At 71.8% G+C, this 19,151-nt stretch carries 16 protein-coding genes; 10 read left to right on the top strand and 6 right to left on the bottom strand.

What is annotated here, in order from left to right; genetic code table 11:
- Positions 1-9 precede the first annotated feature (9 nt).
- From OG870_RS06700 to OG870_RS06685, 4 genes are read left to right on the top strand one after another with little or no spacing between them, the layout of a single operon-like run.
- Positions 10-732, top strand: a complete 723-nt coding sequence (locus tag OG870_RS06700) for a hypothetical protein (protein ID WP_266527271.1) — start codon at positions 10-12, stop codon at positions 730-732.
- Entirely contained in the window at positions 729-1,676 is a 948-nt protein-coding gene (locus OG870_RS06695) for a DUF6895 family protein (protein WP_266586375.1), read from the top strand. The genes OG870_RS06700 and OG870_RS06695 overlap by 4 nt, the downstream gene beginning before the upstream one ends.
- The gene (locus OG870_RS06690; RefSeq protein ID WP_266527265.1) at positions 1,673-2,593 is read left to right on the top strand and encodes a DUF6895 family protein; all 921 of its coding nucleotides are present in this window, start codon (positions 1,673-1,675) and stop codon (positions 2,591-2,593) included. Before OG870_RS06695 ends, OG870_RS06690 begins: the two co-directional genes overlap by 4 nt.
- Positions 2,590-3,705, top strand: coding sequence for a serine hydrolase domain-containing protein (locus OG870_RS06685; protein WP_266586377.1), 1,116 nt, complete (start codon positions 2,590-2,592; stop codon positions 3,703-3,705). The genes OG870_RS06690 and OG870_RS06685 overlap by 4 nt, the downstream gene beginning before the upstream one ends.
- A gap of 92 nt (positions 3,706-3,797) precedes the next feature.
- On the opposite strand, the gene OG870_RS06680 is transcribed toward OG870_RS06685, so the two are convergent.
- Together OG870_RS06680 and OG870_RS06675 are read right to left on the bottom strand one after the other, a co-directional pair.
- On the bottom strand, positions 3,798-5,180 hold the full coding sequence (locus OG870_RS06680) for an alpha-lytic protease prodomain-containing protein (protein WP_266586379.1): 1,383 nt from the start codon (positions 5,178-5,180) through the stop codon (positions 3,798-3,800).
- A gap of 335 nt (positions 5,181-5,515) precedes the next feature.
- On the bottom strand, positions 5,516-6,748 hold the full coding sequence (locus tag OG870_RS06675) for a PP2C family protein-serine/threonine phosphatase (protein ID WP_266527256.1): 1,233 nt from the start codon (positions 6,746-6,748) through the stop codon (positions 5,516-5,518).
- 159 nt (positions 6,749-6,907) lie between these two features.
- Here OG870_RS06675 and OG870_RS06670 point away from each other — a divergent pair, with 159 nt between their 5' ends.
- A complete protein-coding gene (locus OG870_RS06670) occupies positions 6,908-7,531 on the top strand; it encodes a DUF6629 family protein (protein WP_266527253.1) in 624 nt (207 codons plus the stop codon).
- Positions 7,532-7,850: 319 nt separating this feature from the next.
- Here OG870_RS06670 and OG870_RS06665 read toward each other — a convergent pair whose 3' ends face one another.
- Together OG870_RS06665 and OG870_RS06660 are read right to left on the bottom strand one after the other, a co-directional pair.
- On the bottom strand, positions 7,851-8,105 hold the full coding sequence (locus OG870_RS06665) for an EF-hand domain-containing protein (protein ID WP_266527250.1): 255 nt from the start codon (positions 8,103-8,105) through the stop codon (positions 7,851-7,853).
- A 93-nt stretch (positions 8,106-8,198) separates the two neighbouring features.
- Positions 8,199-10,250 carry a SpoIIE family protein phosphatase gene (locus OG870_RS06660; protein ID WP_266527246.1) on the bottom strand — a complete coding sequence of 684 codons (2,052 nt, stop codon included), beginning with the start codon at positions 10,248-10,250 and terminating at the stop codon, positions 8,199-8,201.
- Between the two features lie 210 nt (positions 10,251-10,460).
- On the opposite strand from OG870_RS06660, the gene OG870_RS06655 reads away from it, so the two are divergent.
- From OG870_RS06655 to OG870_RS06645, 3 genes are all read left to right on the top strand, one after another.
- Positions 10,461-12,923, top strand: a complete 2,463-nt coding sequence (locus OG870_RS06655; protein ID WP_327690753.1) for a SpoIIE family protein phosphatase — start codon at positions 10,461-10,463, stop codon at positions 12,921-12,923.
- 31 nt (positions 12,924-12,954) lie between these two features.
- Positions 12,955-13,392 (top strand): VOC family protein, encoded by a 438-nt coding sequence (locus OG870_RS06650; RefSeq protein ID WP_266527238.1) that lies wholly within the window; start codon positions 12,955-12,957, stop codon positions 13,390-13,392.
- 91 nt (positions 13,393-13,483) lie between these two features.
- Positions 13,484-15,028: a serine/threonine-protein kinase gene (locus tag OG870_RS06645; protein ID WP_266923304.1), complete on the top strand. Its 1,545-nt coding sequence runs from the start codon at positions 13,484-13,486 to the stop codon at positions 15,026-15,028.
- A gap of 58 nt (positions 15,029-15,086) precedes the next feature.
- Here the strand turns inward: OG870_RS06645 and OG870_RS06640 are convergent, their stop codons facing one another.
- On the bottom strand, positions 15,087-15,608 hold the full coding sequence (locus OG870_RS06640) for a CGNR zinc finger domain-containing protein (RefSeq protein ID WP_266527231.1): 522 nt from the start codon (positions 15,606-15,608) through the stop codon (positions 15,087-15,089).
- Between the two features lie 26 nt (positions 15,609-15,634).
- Between OG870_RS06640 and OG870_RS06635 the strand changes: the two genes are divergently transcribed.
- Entirely contained in the window at positions 15,635-16,132 is a 498-nt protein-coding gene (locus OG870_RS06635) for a GNAT family N-acetyltransferase (protein WP_266923302.1), read from the top strand.
- A 393-nt stretch (positions 16,133-16,525) separates the two neighbouring features.
- Complete coding sequence (locus tag OG870_RS06630; protein WP_327690752.1) at positions 16,526-17,899, top strand: hypothetical protein; 1,374 nt, start codon at positions 16,526-16,528, stop codon at positions 17,897-17,899.
- Positions 17,900-18,081: 182 nt separating this feature from the next.
- On the opposite strand, the gene OG870_RS06625 is transcribed toward OG870_RS06630, so the two are convergent.
- On the bottom strand, positions 18,082-19,128 hold the full coding sequence (locus OG870_RS06625) for a phosphotransferase family protein (RefSeq protein WP_266586389.1): 1,047 nt from the start codon (positions 19,126-19,128) through the stop codon (positions 18,082-18,084).
- Between the last annotated feature and the right edge of the window lie 23 nt (positions 19,129-19,151).

The raw sequence follows: 19,151 nt of genomic DNA, 5'->3' as shown, positions 1-19,151 counted from the left end.
AGCAGCTGAATGGAGCAGTCAGGCACTTCCGCCCTCCTGCAGGGCGCGGTGCAGGACCTCTCGTCCGACGTGGTCTGCGCCCTCCGCGGCGGAGACCACGTCGGGCTGCCCGGCAGCGGTTCGCCCGACGGCCCCGAGGGCAGCCTCGCCCTCGCCGCCGTGCGCGTACTGGGAGCGGACCTGCTGCTGCCGCACGTCCTGACCCGGACCCCGCCCGCCCCGGAGACCCTCGAAGCGTTCCGGCGGACCGTGGCGGCCTTCCCGCCCCGAGACGACGCGGCGCCCACCGTCATGTGGAGCCACTGGGCCATGAGCCGCACACTGCGCGGACTCGACCCGACCGCACCCTCCGCACCCATGAACGAGACGGACCCGGAACCCGACACCCGCTGGCTCGACGGAGCCACCTGGCAGGTCCTGACGCACCAACTCGCCGTCCTGGCGCCGCTGGCGGTGCCGGGCGAGGACCGCGTGGTGGCCGGTGCGGTGGCCCGTGCGGCGCAAAGCCGCCCGGCCGACGTCGCCCGGGGCTTCGTCCGCGCGGTGCGCCGCAGGGACTGGCAGCAGGCCGCCGGCGCCGGACGCTGGCTGACCCTGCTGGACGGGGTGCCGGACACGCTCGGGCTGGAGAGCGGGCTGGACTTCGTGGAGCTGATGGGCGGCAGCGATCCGCGCGTGGCGCTGCAGGTGGAGGCGGCCCGCGCGATGCGGTGGGCCGGAGCGCTCGTATGACCGCAGCCGACCTCCGGACGGCCCGGGACGTGGAGGTCGCCGCACTCGCCTGGGTGTCCGCGCACCGCGACGACTTCGCGCTCCGGGACGACGCCCTCACCGCCGACGGCCAGGTCGACCGCACCTGGAAACCGCTCGGCGAACTGGCCCAGACCTGCGCCAGCGTGCGTCTGCACACGGAGCCCTCGGACCCGCTGCACGCCTGCGTGTCCGACCTGTTGACGTTCGCCTGGCAGCAGACGGGCGAAGGCGAGTTGTTCCTGCGGTTGCAGAGGCTGGAGCCCTTCGCCACGTACCCGCTGGAGGTGTACTCCGTCTTCGCCGGTGCCGGGCTGCGGCACGCAGGGTACGAGACGGCCGCCGCGACGGTGGCCCGCACCCGCGGCTGGCGGCTCACCGAGCAGGAACCGACCCGCCGGCTCGGTCTGCTGGGCGCCGAGCGGCGCAGCGGCATCCAACGGCCCGAGCAGGCCGCACAGGCACTGAACCGCACCTGGCTGGGCGGACTGCCGGAACCATGGATGTTCGAGCGCTCGTCCGGATACGCGCTCACCCACGTCGTCTTCCACCTCACCGACTGGAGTCGCACCCCGCAGGGCATCCCCGCGGACCTCGCCGCCTACCTGGCCGACTGGCTGCCGCCGTGGCTCGACGGCTGCCTCGACGCCGGGATGTGGGACCTCGGCTGCGAACTGCTGATCGTGGCGGCGAGCCTGCCCCGCCCGCCCGACCCGGCGATGCTCCACGACGCCTGGACCCGGATCGCGCGGGCACAACACGACTCGGGCGCGCTCCGGGTGGACGACCCGGACCCCGGTCACGACCCCGGAACATACGCCGAGCCGGAGTTCCTCCACTGCTACCACTCCACCCTGATGGCCGCCTTCGCGGCGGCACTGACGGTCGAGTGCCTCACCGGCCGTCTCGAAGGAGTGCCCGGATGACCGACACCCGTCTCCTGCACACCGTCGGCGTCCGCGCCCTGGAGTGGCTGTGGGCCCATCGCGACGGATTCCGTCTGGAAGCCGACGTCGATCCGGAAGTGGGATTCCTGGAGCGGTTCAAGCCGGTCGGTGAACTCGCCCTGATCTGCCGGGTTCTGTTCCGCGAGGGCGTCGCCGGATCACAACAGGCCGAACTGGCACGGCGGTTGGTGGACCACACCTGGCGGCACACACTGGACGGCGGCCGCATGCTGGCCCGCGGCCAGCGCATCGAGCCGCTCTCACCCGTCCCGTTCGAGGTGTACCTCCCCTACAAGGAACTGGGGTACAGCGAGCCAGAGGTGGAGCGCGCCACCGTCCTTAACCACGGGCTGCGCAGCTGGGCGTCCCTCGAACTCGACCCGACCCGGCGCCTGGGAATGTCCGCGTTCCAGCGCCGCTTCGGCCTCCCGCCCCGCCCGCCGGAGGCGGACCTCGTCGGCGCGACCTGGCTGGCCCGCACACCCGAGCCCTGGACAGTCTCCGGGCACATCGCCTACGACGTCACCCACACGGTGTTCCACCTCACCGACTGGGGCGAGAACCCCGACGGGCTGCCGCCGGACATCGCCGACTACCTCGCCACCTGGCTGCCAGTCTGGATCGACGACTGGCTGGACCTGAAGCGCTGGGACCTGCTCGGCGAACTCCTCGTCGTGGACGCCTGTCTGCCCCGCCCCACCCTCGACGAGCGGGCCTGGGAGGCGTTCGCCGCCGCGCAGCGGCCCGACGGCGCCATGCCCGCCGTACGGGACATGCCCGAGGGCGATCCCGACGAGGTCTTCGACCTCGTGTACCACCCCACACTGGTCGCCGCCTTCGCCTCCGTACTGGCCACCTCCCGCGCCCTGACCGAGCTGGCGCACGCCCCCTCATGACCACCCGGATCCTCGCGGCCACCCGGACAGAGCCCTGGCCGGGAGACCCGCACGACGAGGCGGACCTCCCGGCGGGCGATCGGCCCGGCAGCGGCGAAGTGGGCACCACCGACGCGGAGTTGCACCAGCGGCTGGTCGCGGCCGTGGCCGCCGTCGACGCACCCGACGCCGTCTTCGCCGTCTCCCGGCACGGTCGCCGCACCCTCCACGGCGGCGGCAGCGCCCCGCCAACGTCGACGCCCCGTCACAACCTGCGCTACGAACTCGGGTCCGCCTCGAAGACGTTCACCGGACTGGCGCTGGCACAGCTGATCCGGCGCGGTCTGCTGTCCGGCGGCGAGCCGGCCGCCGCCTGCCTGGACCCGGCCAGGCGGACCGAAGCGTCCCCGGTGACGCTCGCCCACCTCCTCACCCACACCTCCGGACTGCCCGGGCTGCCCGCCGACTTCTACGTCCGGGCCCTGCCCGCCTGGCACACCGCCCCCTACGCCCGCTACCCGGCCGGGCGTGTGGTCGAGGCGTTCCTGCGCCATCGGCCCGGGCACCGGCCCGGCACCCGCTGGCGGTACTCCAACTTCGGTGTCGCCGTGCTCGGTCACGCCGTCGCGGCGGCGACCGGCACGCCGTGGGAGGACCTGCTCACCGAACACGTCCTGCGTCCGCTCGCCCTCGGCGACACCGCGCTGCGAGCCCGTGGCCCGGACACCGACGCCGTGGGGCACGGCAAGGACGGCCGCACACCCGTGCCCGCCTTCGACGCGGGCGGCTTCCAGGCGGCGGGTGCCGTCCGGGCCACCCCCCACGACCTGCTCACCTTCCTCGAAGCCCACCTCGACCCGTCCGGTTCCCCGCTGCCGGGCGCCCTGTGGTCGGTCCGCACACCGGTGCTACGACGTGGTCCGGGGCACGTGCACGTACACACCATGGCGTGGTTCAGGCACCCCACCGACGCCGGACCCATGTACTTCCACGGCGGGGCCACCCTGGGCCAGCAGGCCTTCCTGGGCTTCAGGCCGGACACCGGCACGGCCCTGGCCGCACTGTGCACGCGCCGCTTCCGTGCCCACGACCCGTTCGTCACCATCGCGTACGAACTCCTCGCGGAGCTGTAGGAGATGCGGGAGCTGTGGGGGAGAGGCGGACGGTGCGGGAGCCACGCCCCCGCACCGGCAGTGCCGTATGGGCCGTACGAGTCGTATGACCGCTACATCCGCTGCCACAGGGCCGGAGTGTCTTCCGGCGACCACGTTCCCTGCGCCTGGTGGCTCTGCAGGCACTGGTAGCGCACGCCCGCGTGGGTCACCGTCGTCCCCACCTCGTAGACGCGACCGGCGAACCAGGCGTCCGCCGCCGCGTTGTCCTGCGGGGCCGGGGCACCGGCCTGGCCGGCCGCGGTCTTCAGGGTCAGGCCGAAGTCGCTCAGGATCGGGTTGACCGGCTGGAAGAAGGTCGTCCCACCTCTCGTGCAGTCACCCGAACCTCCGGAGGTGACGCCCTGGGCCTGGGCGCCGGAGACGAAGGGGCCGCCGGAGTCACCCGGCTCGGTGCACACGTTGGTCCGGGTCAGACCGCTGACGGTGCCCTCGGCGTAGTCGACGGTCGCGGACAACTGCTGGATGGTGCCGCAGTGCCATCCGGTGGTGGAACCGGACCGGCAGACCGACGCCCCGACCAGTGCCTGCACCGAGCCGGCGATCTGCGTCCGCTGCCCGCCCTGTCCCTTGATGTCGGGCGTGGCGGTCCAGTTGCTGTTGACACCCACCCAGGACATGTCCTTGCCGGGGAACGTGGACGCCTGGAACGTGCCCTGGTCGGCCTTGTCGTAGCCCGTGGTCTTCGCGCCGGGCGTGCCGCAGTGGCCGGCGGAGGCGAAGCCCTGCTGCTGGCCCTTGGAGACGGAGAAGCCGACGGAGCAGCGGGCGGTGGCGTCGATGTAGTAGGCGTCACCGCCGACGATGTCCGTCATCAGCCGGGGCCGGACCGCCGTCACCCGCACGGCCACGCCCCGCCCCTCGACGCCCGCGGCCTTGACGAAGGCGGTGGCGGCCGACCGGCTCCTCGCCTCGACCACGACCCGGTTCGTCGGTACGTCGACGTACCAGACCGGTGTGTCGCGGCTCCGGACGCGGCGCGCGGCCGCGTCCAGCTTCTCCTTGACGGTCTGCAGCGTGCTCAACGGCGTCTTGACGACCGTGGCCTTCGCGCCCTGGGCCCGGATGGCGGTCACGTCCGCCGCGTCGGTGGTGGCGACGGTGAGTTCGGCGGAGGTCGCGCCGCTCACCCAGGCCCCGGCGAAGTGCCCGCCCAGGGCGTTGTGGAGGCGGCCCGCACGGGCGCCCGCCTCGGCTTCGTTGACCAACCGGGCGACCGCCTGCGACCGCGTCAGCCTCAGGTCGCGCACCATCGCACGCAGCACCTGGGCCGACGGCCTGTCGGCGCCGAGCGTGTGTGCGGCGGTGGTGGTGCGCGCGGGCCCCGGCGCGGGGGGCGGCGCGGCCTCCGCGGCGGCGGGGAGTCCGGTGAGTACGAGTGCGCCGAGTGCGGTCAGGGCTGCGCGGCGCGTGCCCGCGGCATGTCTGCCGACCATGCGGTGTACCTCCTTCAGTGACGGGTGAGACTGCGGCCAATCCGTAGGCGGCCTAGGGCCTGTTGTGAAAGTGGCGTCGTCGCCCGAAGGGCGGCCGCGCGGCGTCCGGTGCGTGCTCTCGGCGGGCCGCCCGGAAGCCCTCGTACTGGGCGTACTCGGGCTTTCGGGCGGTGCGGCGAGAGTGCGTGGCCGGGCGTCGTGAGGCAGACGCCACTTTCGCAACAGGCCCTAGCCGCAAAGACCCGCGACGATGTCAAAGGAGGAGGTCTTTCGCGCTTTGGGGGACGCCGGAGGTGCCATGTGCAGTACTGACCCGGGCGTGCCCGGCGAACGGGTCACAGGCCGACGACGACCAGGGCGGTGTCGTCCGTGTTGCCCGTGGCGGGCAGGAGGTCGGCCAGCAGGGCGTCGGCCAGGGGCTCGCTCGCGGCCCGGCCGTGGCGGGCCAGACAGTCGGCGAGGCGGCCCAGGCCGGTGTCGATGTCCTCGCCGCGCCGCTCGATCAGGCCGTCGGTGTACAGCACCAGGGTGTCGCCCTCGGCGAAGGGGGCGCGCGCCTGGGGGCGCTCGACGTGCTCGGGGCGGGCGTCGATCGGCGGGTCGGTGGCCTGGTCCAGGAAGACCACGGTGCCGTCGGAGCGCAGCATGGCGGGCGGCGGGTGGCCGGCGCAGCTGTAGGTGATGGTGCGGCTGTTCCAGTCGATGAAGGTCGTCGCCACCGTGGTGGACTCGGCCCCGTCGACCGAGGAGGCGTACATGTCGAGGACTTCCAGGGCCTGCGCCGGGCCCTCGGCGACACGCGTGGCCGCACTCAGGGCGCTGCGCAGCTGGCCCATGGCGCAGGCGGCCGCCAGGCCGTTGCCGACGACGTCGCCGACGGCGACCGCCATGCGGCCGACGGGCAGGTCCACCAGGTCGTACCAGTCGCCGCACACGTTCAGGCCGCCGACGGCGGGCCGGTAGCGCACGGCCGCCGGGTGCTGTCCGGTGTGTCTCGGCGCGGGCATCATCGCCGTCTGCAGGGCGAGGGCGACCTCGCGTTCATGGGCGTGGGCCTTGCGCAGCCGTTCGTTGACGTCCTGCAGTTCCCGGGCCCGGGTGTAGAGCTCGGCCTCCAGCACGCGCGCCCGGCCGCTGTCGGCCCGGACGCCGGTGGCGTGAAGGAGCTCGGTGACCTCCTCCACCCGGTGCAGGACCAGTGCCACCTGCCCGTCGGGGCTGAGGACGGGGGCGTTGACCGGGCTCCAGAAATGCTCCCGCCAGTGGCCGGGGCGCTCGGCGTCCTGGATGTCGTAGCGGAGCACGGCCATGGTGTCGCGCTCGCCGGTGGCCACCACGCGCAGCATCGACTCCCGGGTCTCCCGCATGCCGGCCGCGGCCGGATCGTTCGGGTTCTCGGGGAAGACGTCGAAGATGTAGCGGCCCAGCAGCTGCTCACGGGGGCGCCCGGCCAGTTGTACGAAGTCGTCGTTGGCGTCGACGTAGACGAGGTCGGGGGTGAGCAGGGCCACCATGCCGGGCAGGGCCTGGAAGACCGCCGCGTAGTCGATCTGTTGCGGTTCCCTCATGCCCTGCCTGCCTCGGCGCCGGCCGTCAGTGTGTGGTCCCCACCATAGAAGCGAACGCGGTGGGTGGCCTGGGCTCGTGCTCTTTTCGAAGAGTGGGCCGCTCCTTGGACACATCGGCGTCTCATGGCGTCGCGGCACGGTCGACGCCATGGTGGTGCCATGTGCTGGAGTGCTACGGCCGATCTCGTCGCGGGTGCCGGGATCGCCTGCGTCGGTGTGGCCTGCGTGGCGCGGACGCAGCGGACGGGGGATCTGCCGCTTGCCACGCTGCCGTTGCTGCTCGGGGTTCATCAGCTGGTCGAGGCCTGGGTCTGGCATGTCGGAGGGGGCACGGGACCGGCCACCGTCGCCTGGGCCGTGATCGCCTTTCCGCTGTTGGCGGTGTGGGTGCCGGTGGCCGTGGCCTGCGCCGTGCCGCGGCAGGCCGGAGCCCGGTCGGCGATTCCCCTCGTCGCCGGCCTCGCGACCGCCGCCGCGCTTGCGTACAGCATCGCCACCCGACCGGTGCGGGCCGAGATCCGCGGTCACACCGTCGGCTACGTCATCGGGTTGCCGCACGCCGGATTACTTGCCGCGGGCTATCTGCTGGCCACGGTCGGCGCGTTCCTGCTCTCCGGCGACCGCCTGCTGAGGAGGCTCGGCGTCCTGGCCGCGGCGGGTGCGCTGGTGAGCTGGACGCTGTGGCGGCTGGAGTTCGTCTCCACCTGGTGCGCGTTCGCGGCGGCGGGATCGGTGATGGTGTTCGGGTGGGTGGAACGTCGGCGGCCGGCGTATTCCCGGTGATCGTGGTGGCACTGCTACCGGGACCGGTGATCCTGCGCGCCGGAGGGACCTGGCTGTCCGGGCTGCCGCGACGCAGGGTGGCTCCATGAACACCGGCAAGTCCGCACAGATCCGCAGCCGCGTCACCCCGTTGCGCCGCCTGATGGGGCGCACCTACCTCCCCGACCGGACGACCTCACTCCGGCCGCGGTATCGGCACGGGGACGAATCCTCGACGGAAGGAAGCCCGACGAGCGCGTGCCGGACGGGGCGCTCACCCCGGCTCGGAGCTGACTGACGGGAGCTGAACGGAACTGCCCCCGTGCCGCACTTCCTCGCCTCAGTGCCAGCCGAAACGGCGGTCCACCACCGCCGCGAACTCCTCCAGGGTCAGTACCGCGTCCCCGTTCTGGTCGGCGGCGTCGAACAGGGCGGACGAGGCGTCGGCGTCTCCCAGGGCCCAGAACGGCAGATCCCCCGACGCGGCGAGCGTCGGGCCCTTCGTCCGCAGGGCGATGATCACCTCGTCGCGGGTCAGGGTCCCGTTGTGGTCGAGGTCGAGCGCCTCGAACAGCTTGCGGGCCTTTTCGCTCATCGTGTCCCCCTGGTTCCTGTCACCGGCGGGCAGGCGGGGCTGCCCTGGTCGCGAACTCATGAACGAGAACGCCTGTCCCGCCACCCGGGTTCCCTACAGCGCCCGGGCGATGAGGAGGGCCACGTCGTCGTAGTCGTCGGGGTGGCGCAGGCCGTACAGCAGGAGGTCGCAGGTTTCCTCCAGGGGCCGGTGGGGCTCGTCGAGGAAGCTGAGCAGGACGTCCAGACGGTCGTCTATCGAGTGGTGACGGGTCTCGACCAGGCCGTCGGTGTAGAGGACCAGCAGGTCACCGGGGTCGAGACGGGCCGTGGTGGCCTCGAAGGGGATGCCGCCTACGCCGAGCGGTGCGCCGGAGGGCAGGTCGAGCAGCTCGGGGGCGTGGTCCGGGCCGGCCAGGGCGGGCGGCATGTGTCCGGCGTTGGCGATGCGGCACAGCCTCGTACGCGGGTCGTAGACGGCGTAGATGCACGTGACGATGTAGTGCTCCAGATCGCAGGTGATCTTGTCGAGGTGCTGGAGCACGGCGCCGGGGTCGAGGTCGAGTTCCGCGTAGGCGCAGGTCGCGGTGCGCAGCCGGCCCATGGTGGCGGCGGCGTCGATGCCGTTGCCCATGACGTCGCCGACGACCAGGGCGGTCCGGTCGTCGCTCAGCGGAATGACGTCGTACCAGTCGCCGCCGACCTCGCTGGTGGCCTGGGCGGGCTGGTAGCGGGAGGCGAGTTCGAGCCCCGAGTGCTGCAGCGGGTGGTCGGGCAGCAGGCTGCGCTGCAGGGTGAGGGCGGTGTTGCGCACGCTCTGGAACCAGCGGGCGTTGTCGATGGCAACGGCCGCACGGCCCGCCAGCTCGGAGGCCAGGACGACATCGTCCTGGTCGAACGGGAGCGGGTTGTTGGTGCGCTTGAGATCGAGGGCGCCCAGCACCTCGCCGTGCGCGATCAGCGGCACGGCGAGATAGGAGTGGACGCCGGCCCGGGCCAGCAGCGAACCGGCCTCGGCGTCCCGGGCGATGCGCGGCAGATCGTCCTCGCTGACGTGCCGCACCAGGACCGGCCGGCCGGTGTGGACGCACAGCGTGACCAGGCGGTCCCCCTCGTAGGCCGCGAGACCGCCGGGAGGGTCTGCGGCGCGGAGCGCCACGGTCGGGTGTGCCGCCTTGAGCGCGAGGGCGCGGAACAGCTCCGGGCCGTCGTCCGGTCTGCGTGACCGGCGGCAGGCCAGGGCGGAGTCGAGGATGTCGACGGCGACCACGTCGGCGAGCTGCGGGACGGCGATCTCCGCCAGTTCACGGGCGGTCTCCTCCACCTCCAGCGTGGTGCCGACGCGCACGGAGGCGTCGGCGATGAGGGCGAGGCGGCGCCGGGCCCGGTCGGCCTCGGCGGCGGCGCGGTGCCGTTCGGTGACGTCGACGACCGAGGCGGCCGCCCCCAGGACCCGCCCGCCGGGGTCCTCCAGGCGGTAGAAGGACAGGGACCAGGCGTGCTCGTGATCGGGGTCGACGTGGTACTGGTCGAGCAGCGGGGTGCCGGTGGTGAGCACCTGACGCAGCGCGGACTCGATGGTGTCGACGTCGGGCAGGGGCAGGGTCTCCCTGAGGCCGCGGCCCACGTGGTCCTCGGCGGGGAAGCCGTCGATGCGCTCCAGCGCCGGGTTGACCAGTACATACCGCAGTTCCGGGTCCAGCAGGGCCAGGCCGATCGGAGACTGGTTGATCAGCCGCTCGCACAGGGCCAGATCGGTCTCGACGCGCTGGAGGAGGTTGTGGTCGGCTGCGATGCCCAGCGCGTAGACGTCCCCGAGATCGTCCTGGAGCCGCATGTTGCGGAACTCCATCAGCCGGCTGCTGCCGTCCTTGTGCCGGATGGGGAAGGCACCGGCCCAGCTCCGGCCCGTCTCCAGCACCTCCGTGAACAGCCTGACCACGGCCTTCAGATGCTCCGGGTGGATGAGCAGCCGGGCCGCGTACTTGCCCAGCGCCTCCTGCGCGGTGTACCCGAACAGCTCCTCCGCCTGCGGGGTCCAGAACACGATGCGCCCGTCGGCGTCGACGACCGTCGCGGCCACGCTCAGGAGATCCAGCAGACCGGTCGGTGGAGGCGAATCGAGGCCGTGCGCCTCACCTTCGGACCGGAAGGATTCGGCTGTCATCCGGTAATCACCTCCACCGTGCCGCGGGATCCGGCGAACCTGTCGGTGTCGCCCGGGACCTGGGTTTTGACCAGCGGCACTTCCATGCTCCCTCCGCTTCGGGCCGGGCGGAAGCGGAGCGGGCGGCGGCAGGGTGCCCGCCGGGGCCGTGCACAACCGACGGACAAGCAGGAACATGGTTCTGTACGGAACGGCACCCGGACGGCATCCATGGATCCTGTGCGAGAAGCACCCGACGGGCCGACGCCCGCAGGACTGCGCGACGCCCTTGACGCGTCCACCGACGCGGTGGCGGTCGTGTCCGCCGAGGGCGTCGTGGTCGGCTGGACGCGGGGCGCCGAGGCACTGCTCGGACACCCGGCGTCCGAGATGGTCGGCGGCCCCGCCGCACGCCTGGTGGCGATGCCGTCGGACCCGGCCCGGGTGGCCGGTGTGGCGGAGCGGTGCCGCGCCGGCATGGGCTGGAGCGGTCTGATCCCCGTACGCCACCGCGACGGCCGGGTGGTCGACGTCGACCTGCGGGTCTCCGCGTCCTTCCGGATGGGCGGGGAGGAGTGCTTCCTGATCTCGGCGCGGGAGCTGCGGCAGCAGTGGGCGATGGGCCAGTCCGTGCTCGACGGGTTCCTCACCCGCTCCCCGGTCGGCATGGCGGTGATGGACCTGGAGCTGCGCTACGTGTGGCTGAACGACACCCTCGAACGGTTCGGCGGTGTGCCCCGTGAACAGCGGCTGGGACGCCGGCTGAGCGAGCTGCTGCCTGGGCTGCAGGCGGCCACCCTCGAAGGGCTGATGCGCAAGGTCCTGGACACCGGAACCCCGGTCACCGACTACGAGTACCTGGGGTGGAGCTGGGCCGACCCCCACCGTCAGCACGCCTACTCCACGTCCTTCTTCCCCTTGGTGGACGCGGGCGACTCCGTCACCGGGGTCTGCTACATGGTCCTCGACGTCACCGAGCGGTGGAACGCCCGCCGCCTCCTGACGCTCGTCAACGAGGCCGGCGCCTGCGTGGGCACGACCCTGGACGTGATGCGGACGGCGCAGGAGCTCGCCGACTTCGCCGTACCCCGTCTGGCGGACTTCGTCGTCGTCGACCTTCTGGAGCCCGTCCTGAGCAGCGAAGGCCACGGCGCGTGGCTCACGGACGCCGGGCCGGCGTCCGTGAGGCCGCTGATGCGCCGCGCCGGCCTGAACTCCGTGCACGAGGGCTGCCCGGAGGCCGTGGCACGGGTCGGGGACAGGGTGGACTTCCTCCCTCCGTCGCACGACGTGAACCTGCTCATCCACGGCGAGCCGATCCTCACCGCGGTCCTCGATCCGTCCGACGAGCTGTGGGTGGCCGAACAGCCCGAACGAGCGCAGAGGATCCGGGAGTTCGGACTGCACTCCCTCATCTCCGTGCCGATGCGGGCGCGCGACACCGTCCTCGGCCTCACCACGTTCATCCGGTCGCTCAACCCCGTCTCGTTCCAGTCCGACGACGTACTGCTGGCCCGGGAGCTGGTGGCGCGCGCCGCGCTGTGCGTCGACAACGCCCGCCGCTACACCAGGGAACACACGGCGGCGGTCACCCTGCAGCGCAGCCTGCTGCCGCAGGCCCTGACCGGCGGCACAGCGCTGGACGTGGCCTCCGCCTATCTGCCGGCCGACCCGACGGGCGGGGTCGGCGGGGACTGGTTCGACGTGATCCCCCTGTCCGGGGCGCGGGTCGGCCTCGTGGTCGGCGATGTGGTGGGGCACGGCATCACCGCCGCGGCGGCCATGGGCCGGCTACGCACCGCGGTGCAGACCCTCGCCGACATGGAGCTGCCGCCCGACGAGCTCCTGGCCCACCTCGACGACCTCGTGCTCCGGCTGAGCGCCGAGAAGACCGACGACGACACAGATCACCGGAACACGTCCGCCTTCCTCGGGGCGACCTGTCTGTATGCCGTCTACGATCCGGTCACCGGGCGGTGCACGATGGCCCGCGCCGGACACCCGCCCCCCGTCGTCATCGCACCCGACGGACAGGTGTCCTTCCCGGAGCCCCCGGCAGGGCCGCCGCTCGGGCTGGGCGGCATGGCCTTCGAAGCCACCGAGATCGAACTCGCCGAGAACAGCCTGCTCGGGCTGTACACCGACGGCCTCATCGAAGGGGCCGACTGCGACATGGAGTTGGGCATGTCCCGGCTCGCCGACGTGCTGGCCCGATCCGACACCGATCTCTCCACCCTGTGCACGTCCGCGGTGCGGCAGCTCGTGCCCGTGCCGCAGCCCGACGACATCGCCCTGCTCCTGGCGCGCACCCACGCCCTGGGCGCCGACCGCGTCGTGTCCTGGGAGATACCCGTGGACCCGTCCGCCGTGGCCGACCTCCGGGCCCGCGCGACCCGCCAGGTGGAGGCCTGGGGGCTGGGGGAGCTGGCCATGACGACGGAGCTCGTGGTGAGCGAGCTGGTCACCAACGCGATCCGCTACGCCGAGCCGCCCATCCGGCTACGGCTGATCCGCGGCGCCCGCCTGACCTGCGAGGTTTCCGACGCCAGCGGTACGGCCCCCCGGCTGAGGCATGCCCGGAGCATGGACGAGGGCGGCCGCGGCCTCTTCCTGGTGGCCCAGCTGACCGACCGCTGGGGCGCTCGGCACACGACCGCCGGGAAAATCATCTGGGCCGAGCAGGAGATACCGTGACGGCGGCACCGGCCGCGACAGGGGAGGGCACATGGCGACCAGGTGGACCGTGACCATCGACTGTGCGGAACCGGCGAAGCTGGCCGGGTTCTGGGCTCTGGCGCTGGGATACGCGGAGCGGCCCGCACCCGTCGGATTCGGCAGCTGGGAGGAGTGGCTCGCCCATCACGGGGTCCCGGAGGACGAATGGGACGAGGGCGCCTACCTCTGCGACCCGGAAGGAGTGGGACCCAATATCTCGTTCCTTCGGGTTCCGGAGCCGAAGACGGCGAAGAACCGGGTGCACCTCGACGTACAGGTCGGCGGTGGCCGCGAGACACCCTGGGAGCTGCGATGGCCGCGCGTGGCGGAGGCCGTGGAGCGGCTGACCGCCGCGGGCGCGACCGTGGTCCGTCGGGAAGACCTGGACGGCAGGCCCGACCACATGCTGATGGCGGATCCGGAGGGAAACGAGTTCTGCCTGGTCTGACAGACGGACCTCGTCCCGGTTCGTCACGAAGGTCGGTTAGTGTGCATGGCTGAGTGATGCAAAAGGGGGCAGAGTCGGCGGAGGGTCAGCAGTGTCGGACGAAGGGCGGCTCGTCGCCGGGCGTTACCGGCTCGTCGAGCTCATCGGGCGCGGCGGTATGGGCACGGTCTGGCGCGCCGAGGACGAGGAACTCGCCCGGCAGGTCGCGCTCAAGAGGCTCCACACACCGCCGCACCTGTCCGACGGCGAGATCACCACGCTCTACGAGCGCATCCGCCGTGAGGCGCGCAGCGCCGCCCGCGTCGTGCACCCCAACGTGGTCGTCGTCCACGACGTCGTCGACGACGGCGGGCAGCCGTGCATCGTCATGGAGTACGTCCCCGCCCCCACTCTGGCCGACGTCCTCAAGGGCGGCCGGACGCTGCCGCCGCAGGAGGCCGCACGCATCGGCCTTGGTGTGATCTCCGCCGTACGGGCAGCGCACGCCGTCGGCGTCCTGCACCGCGACATCAAGCCCGGCAACGTCATGCTCGGCGCCGAGGGCCGCGTCGTCCTGACCGATTTCGGTATCGCCCAGACCGCCGGGACCTCCACGCTCACCCGGACCGGGGAGATGATCGGCTCCATCGACTTCATGGCCCCGGAACGGATCCGCGGCCAGAAACCCGGTCCTGCCTCGGACCTGTGGTCGCTGGGCACCATGCTGTACCAGGCCGTGGAGGGGCGCCTGCCGTACCGCCGCGACACCGCCATGGAGACCGCGTACGCCATCGCCGTCGACCCGCTGGAACCGATGCGGCAGGCCGGTGCCCTGGAATCACTCATCGACGCGCTGCTCTCGAAGGACCCCGAGGACCGGCCCACGGCCGAGCAGACGGAACGGGCGCTGCGAGCCACCTGGTCCGACGGCACGCCCACCACGCGGACGTCCGCCGTCGCCGACGCAGGGTGGCCCGTCGCGGAGGACGGACACCCGTCCACCCGCACCTCCGGGACGAGGCCGGTCCCACCCCTGCCGCCGGAAGAGAGCGCGCGCCGCCGCCGTACCGGCCGTAAGCGCCGTGTCCTCGTGCCGGTCGTCGCCGTCCTGGTGGCGGCCGCCACCGCCGCCGCCGGGCTCTATGCGTACGCGCACCGGGGCGGCCACGACGCGGCCGGCGACATGCCCACTCGGTCCGCCTCGCCCGTCCCCGACGGCTACCACCTGGTCCGCGACGGAGGACTCGACGTCGCCTTCCCCGTGCCGGACGGCTGGAAGCAGAAGAAGGAGTCGAGCGACGACGAGGTCACCTACACCGATCCGACCGGCCTCGCCGGCCTCACCGTCGGCATGGTGGACCCGGCGGGCTCGCGACCGGTGGAGCACTTCAAGGACATCGAAGCGAACACCAAGGTCAACTACGCCACGTACCGCAGGCTGCGCATGCAGGAGACCACCTTCAACGGGAAGCCGGCCGCGGTGTGGGAGTTCACCTTCCACGGCCGGGCCCGTCTCTTCCGCGCCATCGACCTCGGCTACGGCACCGCCGGCGGCCGCGAGTACGACATCTATCTGTCGGCCCCCGACGCCGACTGGGGCACCTACCGTCCGGTCTTCGACACCGTCAGGGACGGGTTCACCGAACAGCAGCGGTGAACCCTGCCGCAGGCCGTGAGCGCACGAGACCGGGTGCCCGGCCGCCGCGCGGGCGGACTCATACGGTCGTACGGGCCCGGTGGCGGCGTACCGCGTCGCGGTTGGCGCAGCGCTGGGAGCAGTAACGCTGCCGTCCGGTGCGGGAGGTGTCCGCGAAGATCGTGGTGCACTCGGTGACGGTGCAGCGCCTGAGACGGTGCATCCCGCGTCCCGCCAGGTGCAGTGCGGTGCCCACGGAGATCACGGAGATCAGCACGGTGGCGAGGGGTTGTCGCTCGTCGCGGTAGTGCAGATGCCAGCCGCTCGCGGCGTGGTTGGTCATCCGCGGATACGCGGAGGCCGTCGCCAGCATCGCGTTGAGCAGGTCGGCCCGCTCGTGGTCATCGGTGGCGTCGACGATCTTCTCCCACGCGTCCAGCGCCTCCGTGGTGCGGGCCAGGTCCTCCGGCGCTGCCGGGCCCTCCAGCACCAGTCCGGCGGCCCGGCAGCGGTCCGCGAGTTCCTCGGCGTCGGCGGGGCGGCGGTTGGCCAGGTCGGCGGCGAGATTCACCGCATCCTCGCCGTAAGGGTTGAGGTGCATAAGACCATTACATCAATCTGGACAGCATGCGACAACGCACCGGACACCCTTTCGCCGTACGCCAGGCGGTGGAGTACGACCTCGTGGAGCTCCTGCGTCTGCGGGCCCTGCTGTTCGAAGACCTGGGCGGTGACTTCTTCGCTCCCGCGTCGGCCGACGACGGCTGGCTGGACGCCCTGGCCGTCGTGCTCAAGGAGCAACTCACCGCGGACACCGTGCGCATCCTCGTGGTGGACGGTCACGGTGACGGAGGCCTGGCGGCCTGCGGCATCGGCACGATCGAGCAACGGCTGCCGGGGCCGCATCTGGGCAACGGCAGGATCGGGCAGGTGATCGGCGTGGTCACCGACCCGGCCCACCGACGGCGAGGCCACAGCCGCGCCGTCATGCGGGCCCTGCTCGACTGGTTCCGCGAACGCGACGTCGCCCGGGTGGACCTGCATGCCTCCACCGAAGGCGAACCCCTGTACCGCGACCTCGGCTTCACCGCCCACCCCGACCCCTCGCTGTACTGGCGCCCGTGAGGGGAGTCGCAGCGTCGCAGCCCCGCAACGCGTCCTCGCATGAGACAGCCGCTGACCCGACCGGCTGGCATGAGCGCCTTTGATCCCGCCGCCCTCATGGCCGGCGGTACTCACTCACCGGGCGTGCCCGCCTCCCGGTCGGTTGATCTTGAGCGCGCGCATGTACCCACCCAGGCCCGACTCTCACCACCACCCGGGCCAAGTGGCGTCCCGCGCTACCCCATCCGGTGGCTTATGGGCGCGGCAGCGTTATTCATGTGTCCGATTTACTGATCATTCCACTATCCGGCTCTTTGGTGCTGACCAGCCGTCACGAAGCCCTGAGCCAAGTCGAGGAGAGTGGAAACAATGACAACATCGCCGAGATGGCGATCTGTTCTGGCGTCAGCCACCATGGTTGCCGCACTCGCCGGAACCTCGCTGGCGTACGCGGTAACCGCTGACGCCAAGGACCACACCACCCCACCCCCGCCCTACCCGGGCCCCCCCATCCAAACGGCACAGCCGTCAACGGCAACGCATCCGGACAAGCCGGCTCACCCGGCTCACCCGGAGCACCCGGCGAAGCCGGAGCACCCGGAGCACCCGGAGAAGCCCGCCTATCCGGAGCACCCGGTGAAGCCTGAGTACCCGGCACATCCGGAGAAGCCCGCCTATCCGGAGCACCCGGTGAAGCCTGAGTACCCGGCACATCCGGAGAAGCCCGCGTATCCGGAGCATCCGGTGAAGCCCGCGTATCCGGAGCATCCGGTGAAGCCCGCGTATCCGGAGCATCCGGTGAAGCCCGCGTATCCGGAGCATCCGGTGAAGCCCGAGTATCCGGCACATCCGGTGAAGCCGGAGATGCCTGTGTACCCGGTGAAGCCTGCTTATCCGGTGAAGCCGGAGATGCCTGCGTATCCGGTGAAGCCTGCTTATCCGGTGAAGCCGGAGATGCCTGTGTACCCGGTGAAGCCTGCTTATCCGGTGAAGCCGGAGATGCCTGCGTATCCGGTGAAGCCTGCTTATCCGGTGAAGCCGGAGATGCCTGCGTATCCGGTGAAGCCTGCTTATCCGGTGAAGCCGGAGATGCCTGCGTATCCGGTGAAGCCTGCTTATCCGGTGAAGCCGGAGATGCCTGCTTATCCGGTGAAGCCTGCGTATCCGGAGAAGCCCGCCTATCCGGAGCACCCGGCCAAGCCCGCCTACCCGGAGAAGCCCGCCTATCCGGAGCACCCGGCCAAGCCCGCCTACCCGGAGAAGCCCGCCTACCCCGAGCAGCCGGCCAAGCCGGCGTACCCGGAGCACCCGGAGAAGCCGGCGTATCCGGAGCACCCGGAGAAGCCGGCCTATCCGGAGCACCCGGCCAAGCCGGCGTATCCGGAGCACCCGGAGAAGCCGGCCTATCCGGAGCACCCGGCCAAGCCGGCGTACCCGGAGCACCCGGAGAAGCCGGCCTATCCGGAGCACCCGGAGAAGCCGGCCTATCCGGAGCACCCGGAGAAGCCGGCCTATCCGGAGCACCCGGAGAAGCCGGCGTATCCGGAGCACCCGGAGAAGCCGGCGTATCCGGAGCACCCGGAGAAGCCGGCGTATCCGGAGCACCCGGAGAAGCCGGCCTATCCGGAGCACCCGGAGAAGCCGGCCTATCCGGAGCACCCGGAGAAGCCGGTATACCCGGAGCACCCGGAGAAGCCGGCCTATCCGGAGCACCCGGAGAAGCCCGCGTACCCCGAGCACCCATCGAAACCCGACTCCCCGGAACACTCGTCGAAGTCGTCGTGGTAACTCCGCACCGCTGAGCGCCGGAGTACCTGCACGGTTCCCCCTGCCCGGGGGCTCCCGTGGCCACGGCCGAGCGGCCTCCGGGCTGTCCGGCGTGGCCGTCAGGGTAGCGGCGAATGGGACGTGAGAAGGACGCCTGACAGGGATCTGACCTGGTCAGGCGTCCTTCTTCTGCTTCTGGAGCGTTATGGGGCCGTCCGGGCGGCGGTGCGGAGGCGGGTGACGGCGTCGGTCAGCATGCGGCGGCAGAACGCGACGTGCGTGGGGCCGTAGCCGCGGGGCCCGCACTCGACGACCAGCAGCAGGCCCAGGTAGAGCTGGTAGAGGGCCAACCGGTGTTGGAAGGCCGGGCCGAAGTCGAGGCTTCCGCCCGCCTCGGTGTAGCCGACGACGAGGTCGCTGTCCGGGCCGGCGTCGCCGCCGAAAGCGAGCGAGACCAGTTCGGCGGCCGGGTCGCCCCAGAAGGCCCGTTCGTGGTCGATGAGGCCGGTGATCCTCGCGTGGCTCCCGTCGTCGGCGGGGGCGACGAAGATGTTGCCCGGCCACAGGTCGAAGTGAACCAGCCTGGGCTCCGTGACCTCTTCGAGGGCGTCGCCGCCCTCGGCGACGAGCCTGCGTATCTCGGCGGGCGGCGCGTCCAGCGGGGACTGCCGGCGCTCGGCATCCTCCAGGAGCGCCTCGACCATCGCGGTGAACGCCGTCCGCCAGTCGGTGGCCAAGAGCCCGGACTGCGCGGCCGGGTAGCCGAACCGGCCGTCCTCGGGCGCCAGGGTGTGCAGGCGTGCGGTGATCGCGCCCAGTTCGCGGCGCGCCGCCGCCTCGGCCGGGTGGGTCAGGCGGCCGGCTGCCTTGTCCCACGTGGTCCCTTCGACGACCGAGAGGACGAGGAACTCCCTTCCCACGTACAGCAGTTCAGCGGTCGGTATCGGTATCGGTATCGGTATCGGTGTCGATATCGGTGTCGGTGCCTCGCCGCCGGGGAGATCCGCGATCCGTCGGTAGACCATGGCCTCGGTCCCGAGGATGCCTTGCTCGTAGCGCAGCACGGCGGCCTCGTCCGGCGGGGCGAGTTTGACGACGGCGGGTCGGCCGTCGTCGAGCCGGACTCGGTAGACGGTGCTGAACCAGCCGTCGGACAGTTCGCTCTCCACGCGGCATCCGACGCCGGTGCCGGCGCGCAGCAGGGCGTCCAGTTGATCGGGGGCCAGGTGTCGCTTGGTCCGGCTCTGCATGGCGGCATGCCTTCGGGCGGTGG

It is taken from the genome of Streptomyces sp. NBC_00461, assembly GCF_036013935.1.
Taxonomy (GTDB): domain Bacteria; phylum Actinomycetota; class Actinomycetes; order Streptomycetales; family Streptomycetaceae; genus Streptomyces.
Note: the sequence above shows the minus strand (reverse complement) of the source record. Positions and strands in the feature narration are given on the sequence as shown.

Bases quoted from the DNA above. Each gene is read 5' to 3' on its own strand.
- OG870_RS06640 (WP_266527231.1), bottom strand. From the start codon at position 15,608: ATGCACCTCAACCCTTACGGCGAGGATGCGGTGAATCTCGCCGCCGAC.
- OG870_RS06650 (WP_266527238.1), top strand. From the start codon at position 12,955: ATGGCGACCAGGTGGACCGTGACCATCGACTGTGCGGAACCGGCGAAG.
- OG870_RS06655 (WP_327690753.1), top strand. From the start codon at position 10,461: ATGGATCCTGTGCGAGAAGCACCCGACGGGCCGACGCCCGCAGGACTG.
- OG870_RS06695 (WP_266586375.1), top strand. From the start codon at position 729: ATGACCGCAGCCGACCTCCGGACGGCCCGGGACGTGGAGGTCGCCGCA.
- OG870_RS06665 (WP_266527250.1), bottom strand. From the start codon at position 8,105: ATGAGCGAAAAGGCCCGCAAGCTGTTCGAGGCGCTCGACCTCGACCAC.
- OG870_RS06660 (WP_266527246.1), bottom strand. From the start codon at position 10,250: ATGACAGCCGAATCCTTCCGGTCCGAAGGTGAGGCGCACGGCCTCGAT.
- OG870_RS06700 (WP_266527271.1), top strand. From the start codon at position 10: ATGGAGCAGTCAGGCACTTCCGCCCTCCTGCAGGGCGCGGTGCAGGAC.
- OG870_RS06625 (WP_266586389.1), bottom strand. From the start codon at position 19,128: ATGCAGAGCCGGACCAAGCGACACCTGGCCCCCGATCAACTGGACGCC.
- OG870_RS06675 (WP_266527256.1), bottom strand. From the start codon at position 6,748: ATGAGGGAACCGCAACAGATCGACTACGCGGCGGTCTTCCAGGCCCTG.
- OG870_RS06670 (WP_266527253.1), top strand. From the start codon at position 6,908: ATGTGCTGGAGTGCTACGGCCGATCTCGTCGCGGGTGCCGGGATCGCC.
- OG870_RS06630 (WP_327690752.1), top strand. From the start codon at position 16,526: ATGGTTGCCGCACTCGCCGGAACCTCGCTGGCGTACGCGGTAACCGCT.
- OG870_RS06690 (WP_266527265.1), top strand. From the start codon at position 1,673: ATGACCGACACCCGTCTCCTGCACACCGTCGGCGTCCGCGCCCTGGAG.
- OG870_RS06635 (WP_266923302.1), top strand. From the start codon at position 15,635: ATGCGACAACGCACCGGACACCCTTTCGCCGTACGCCAGGCGGTGGAG.
- OG870_RS06680 (WP_266586379.1), bottom strand. From the start codon at position 5,180: ATGGTCGGCAGACATGCCGCGGGCACGCGCCGCGCAGCCCTGACCGCA.
- OG870_RS06685 (WP_266586377.1), top strand. From the start codon at position 2,590: ATGACCACCCGGATCCTCGCGGCCACCCGGACAGAGCCCTGGCCGGGA.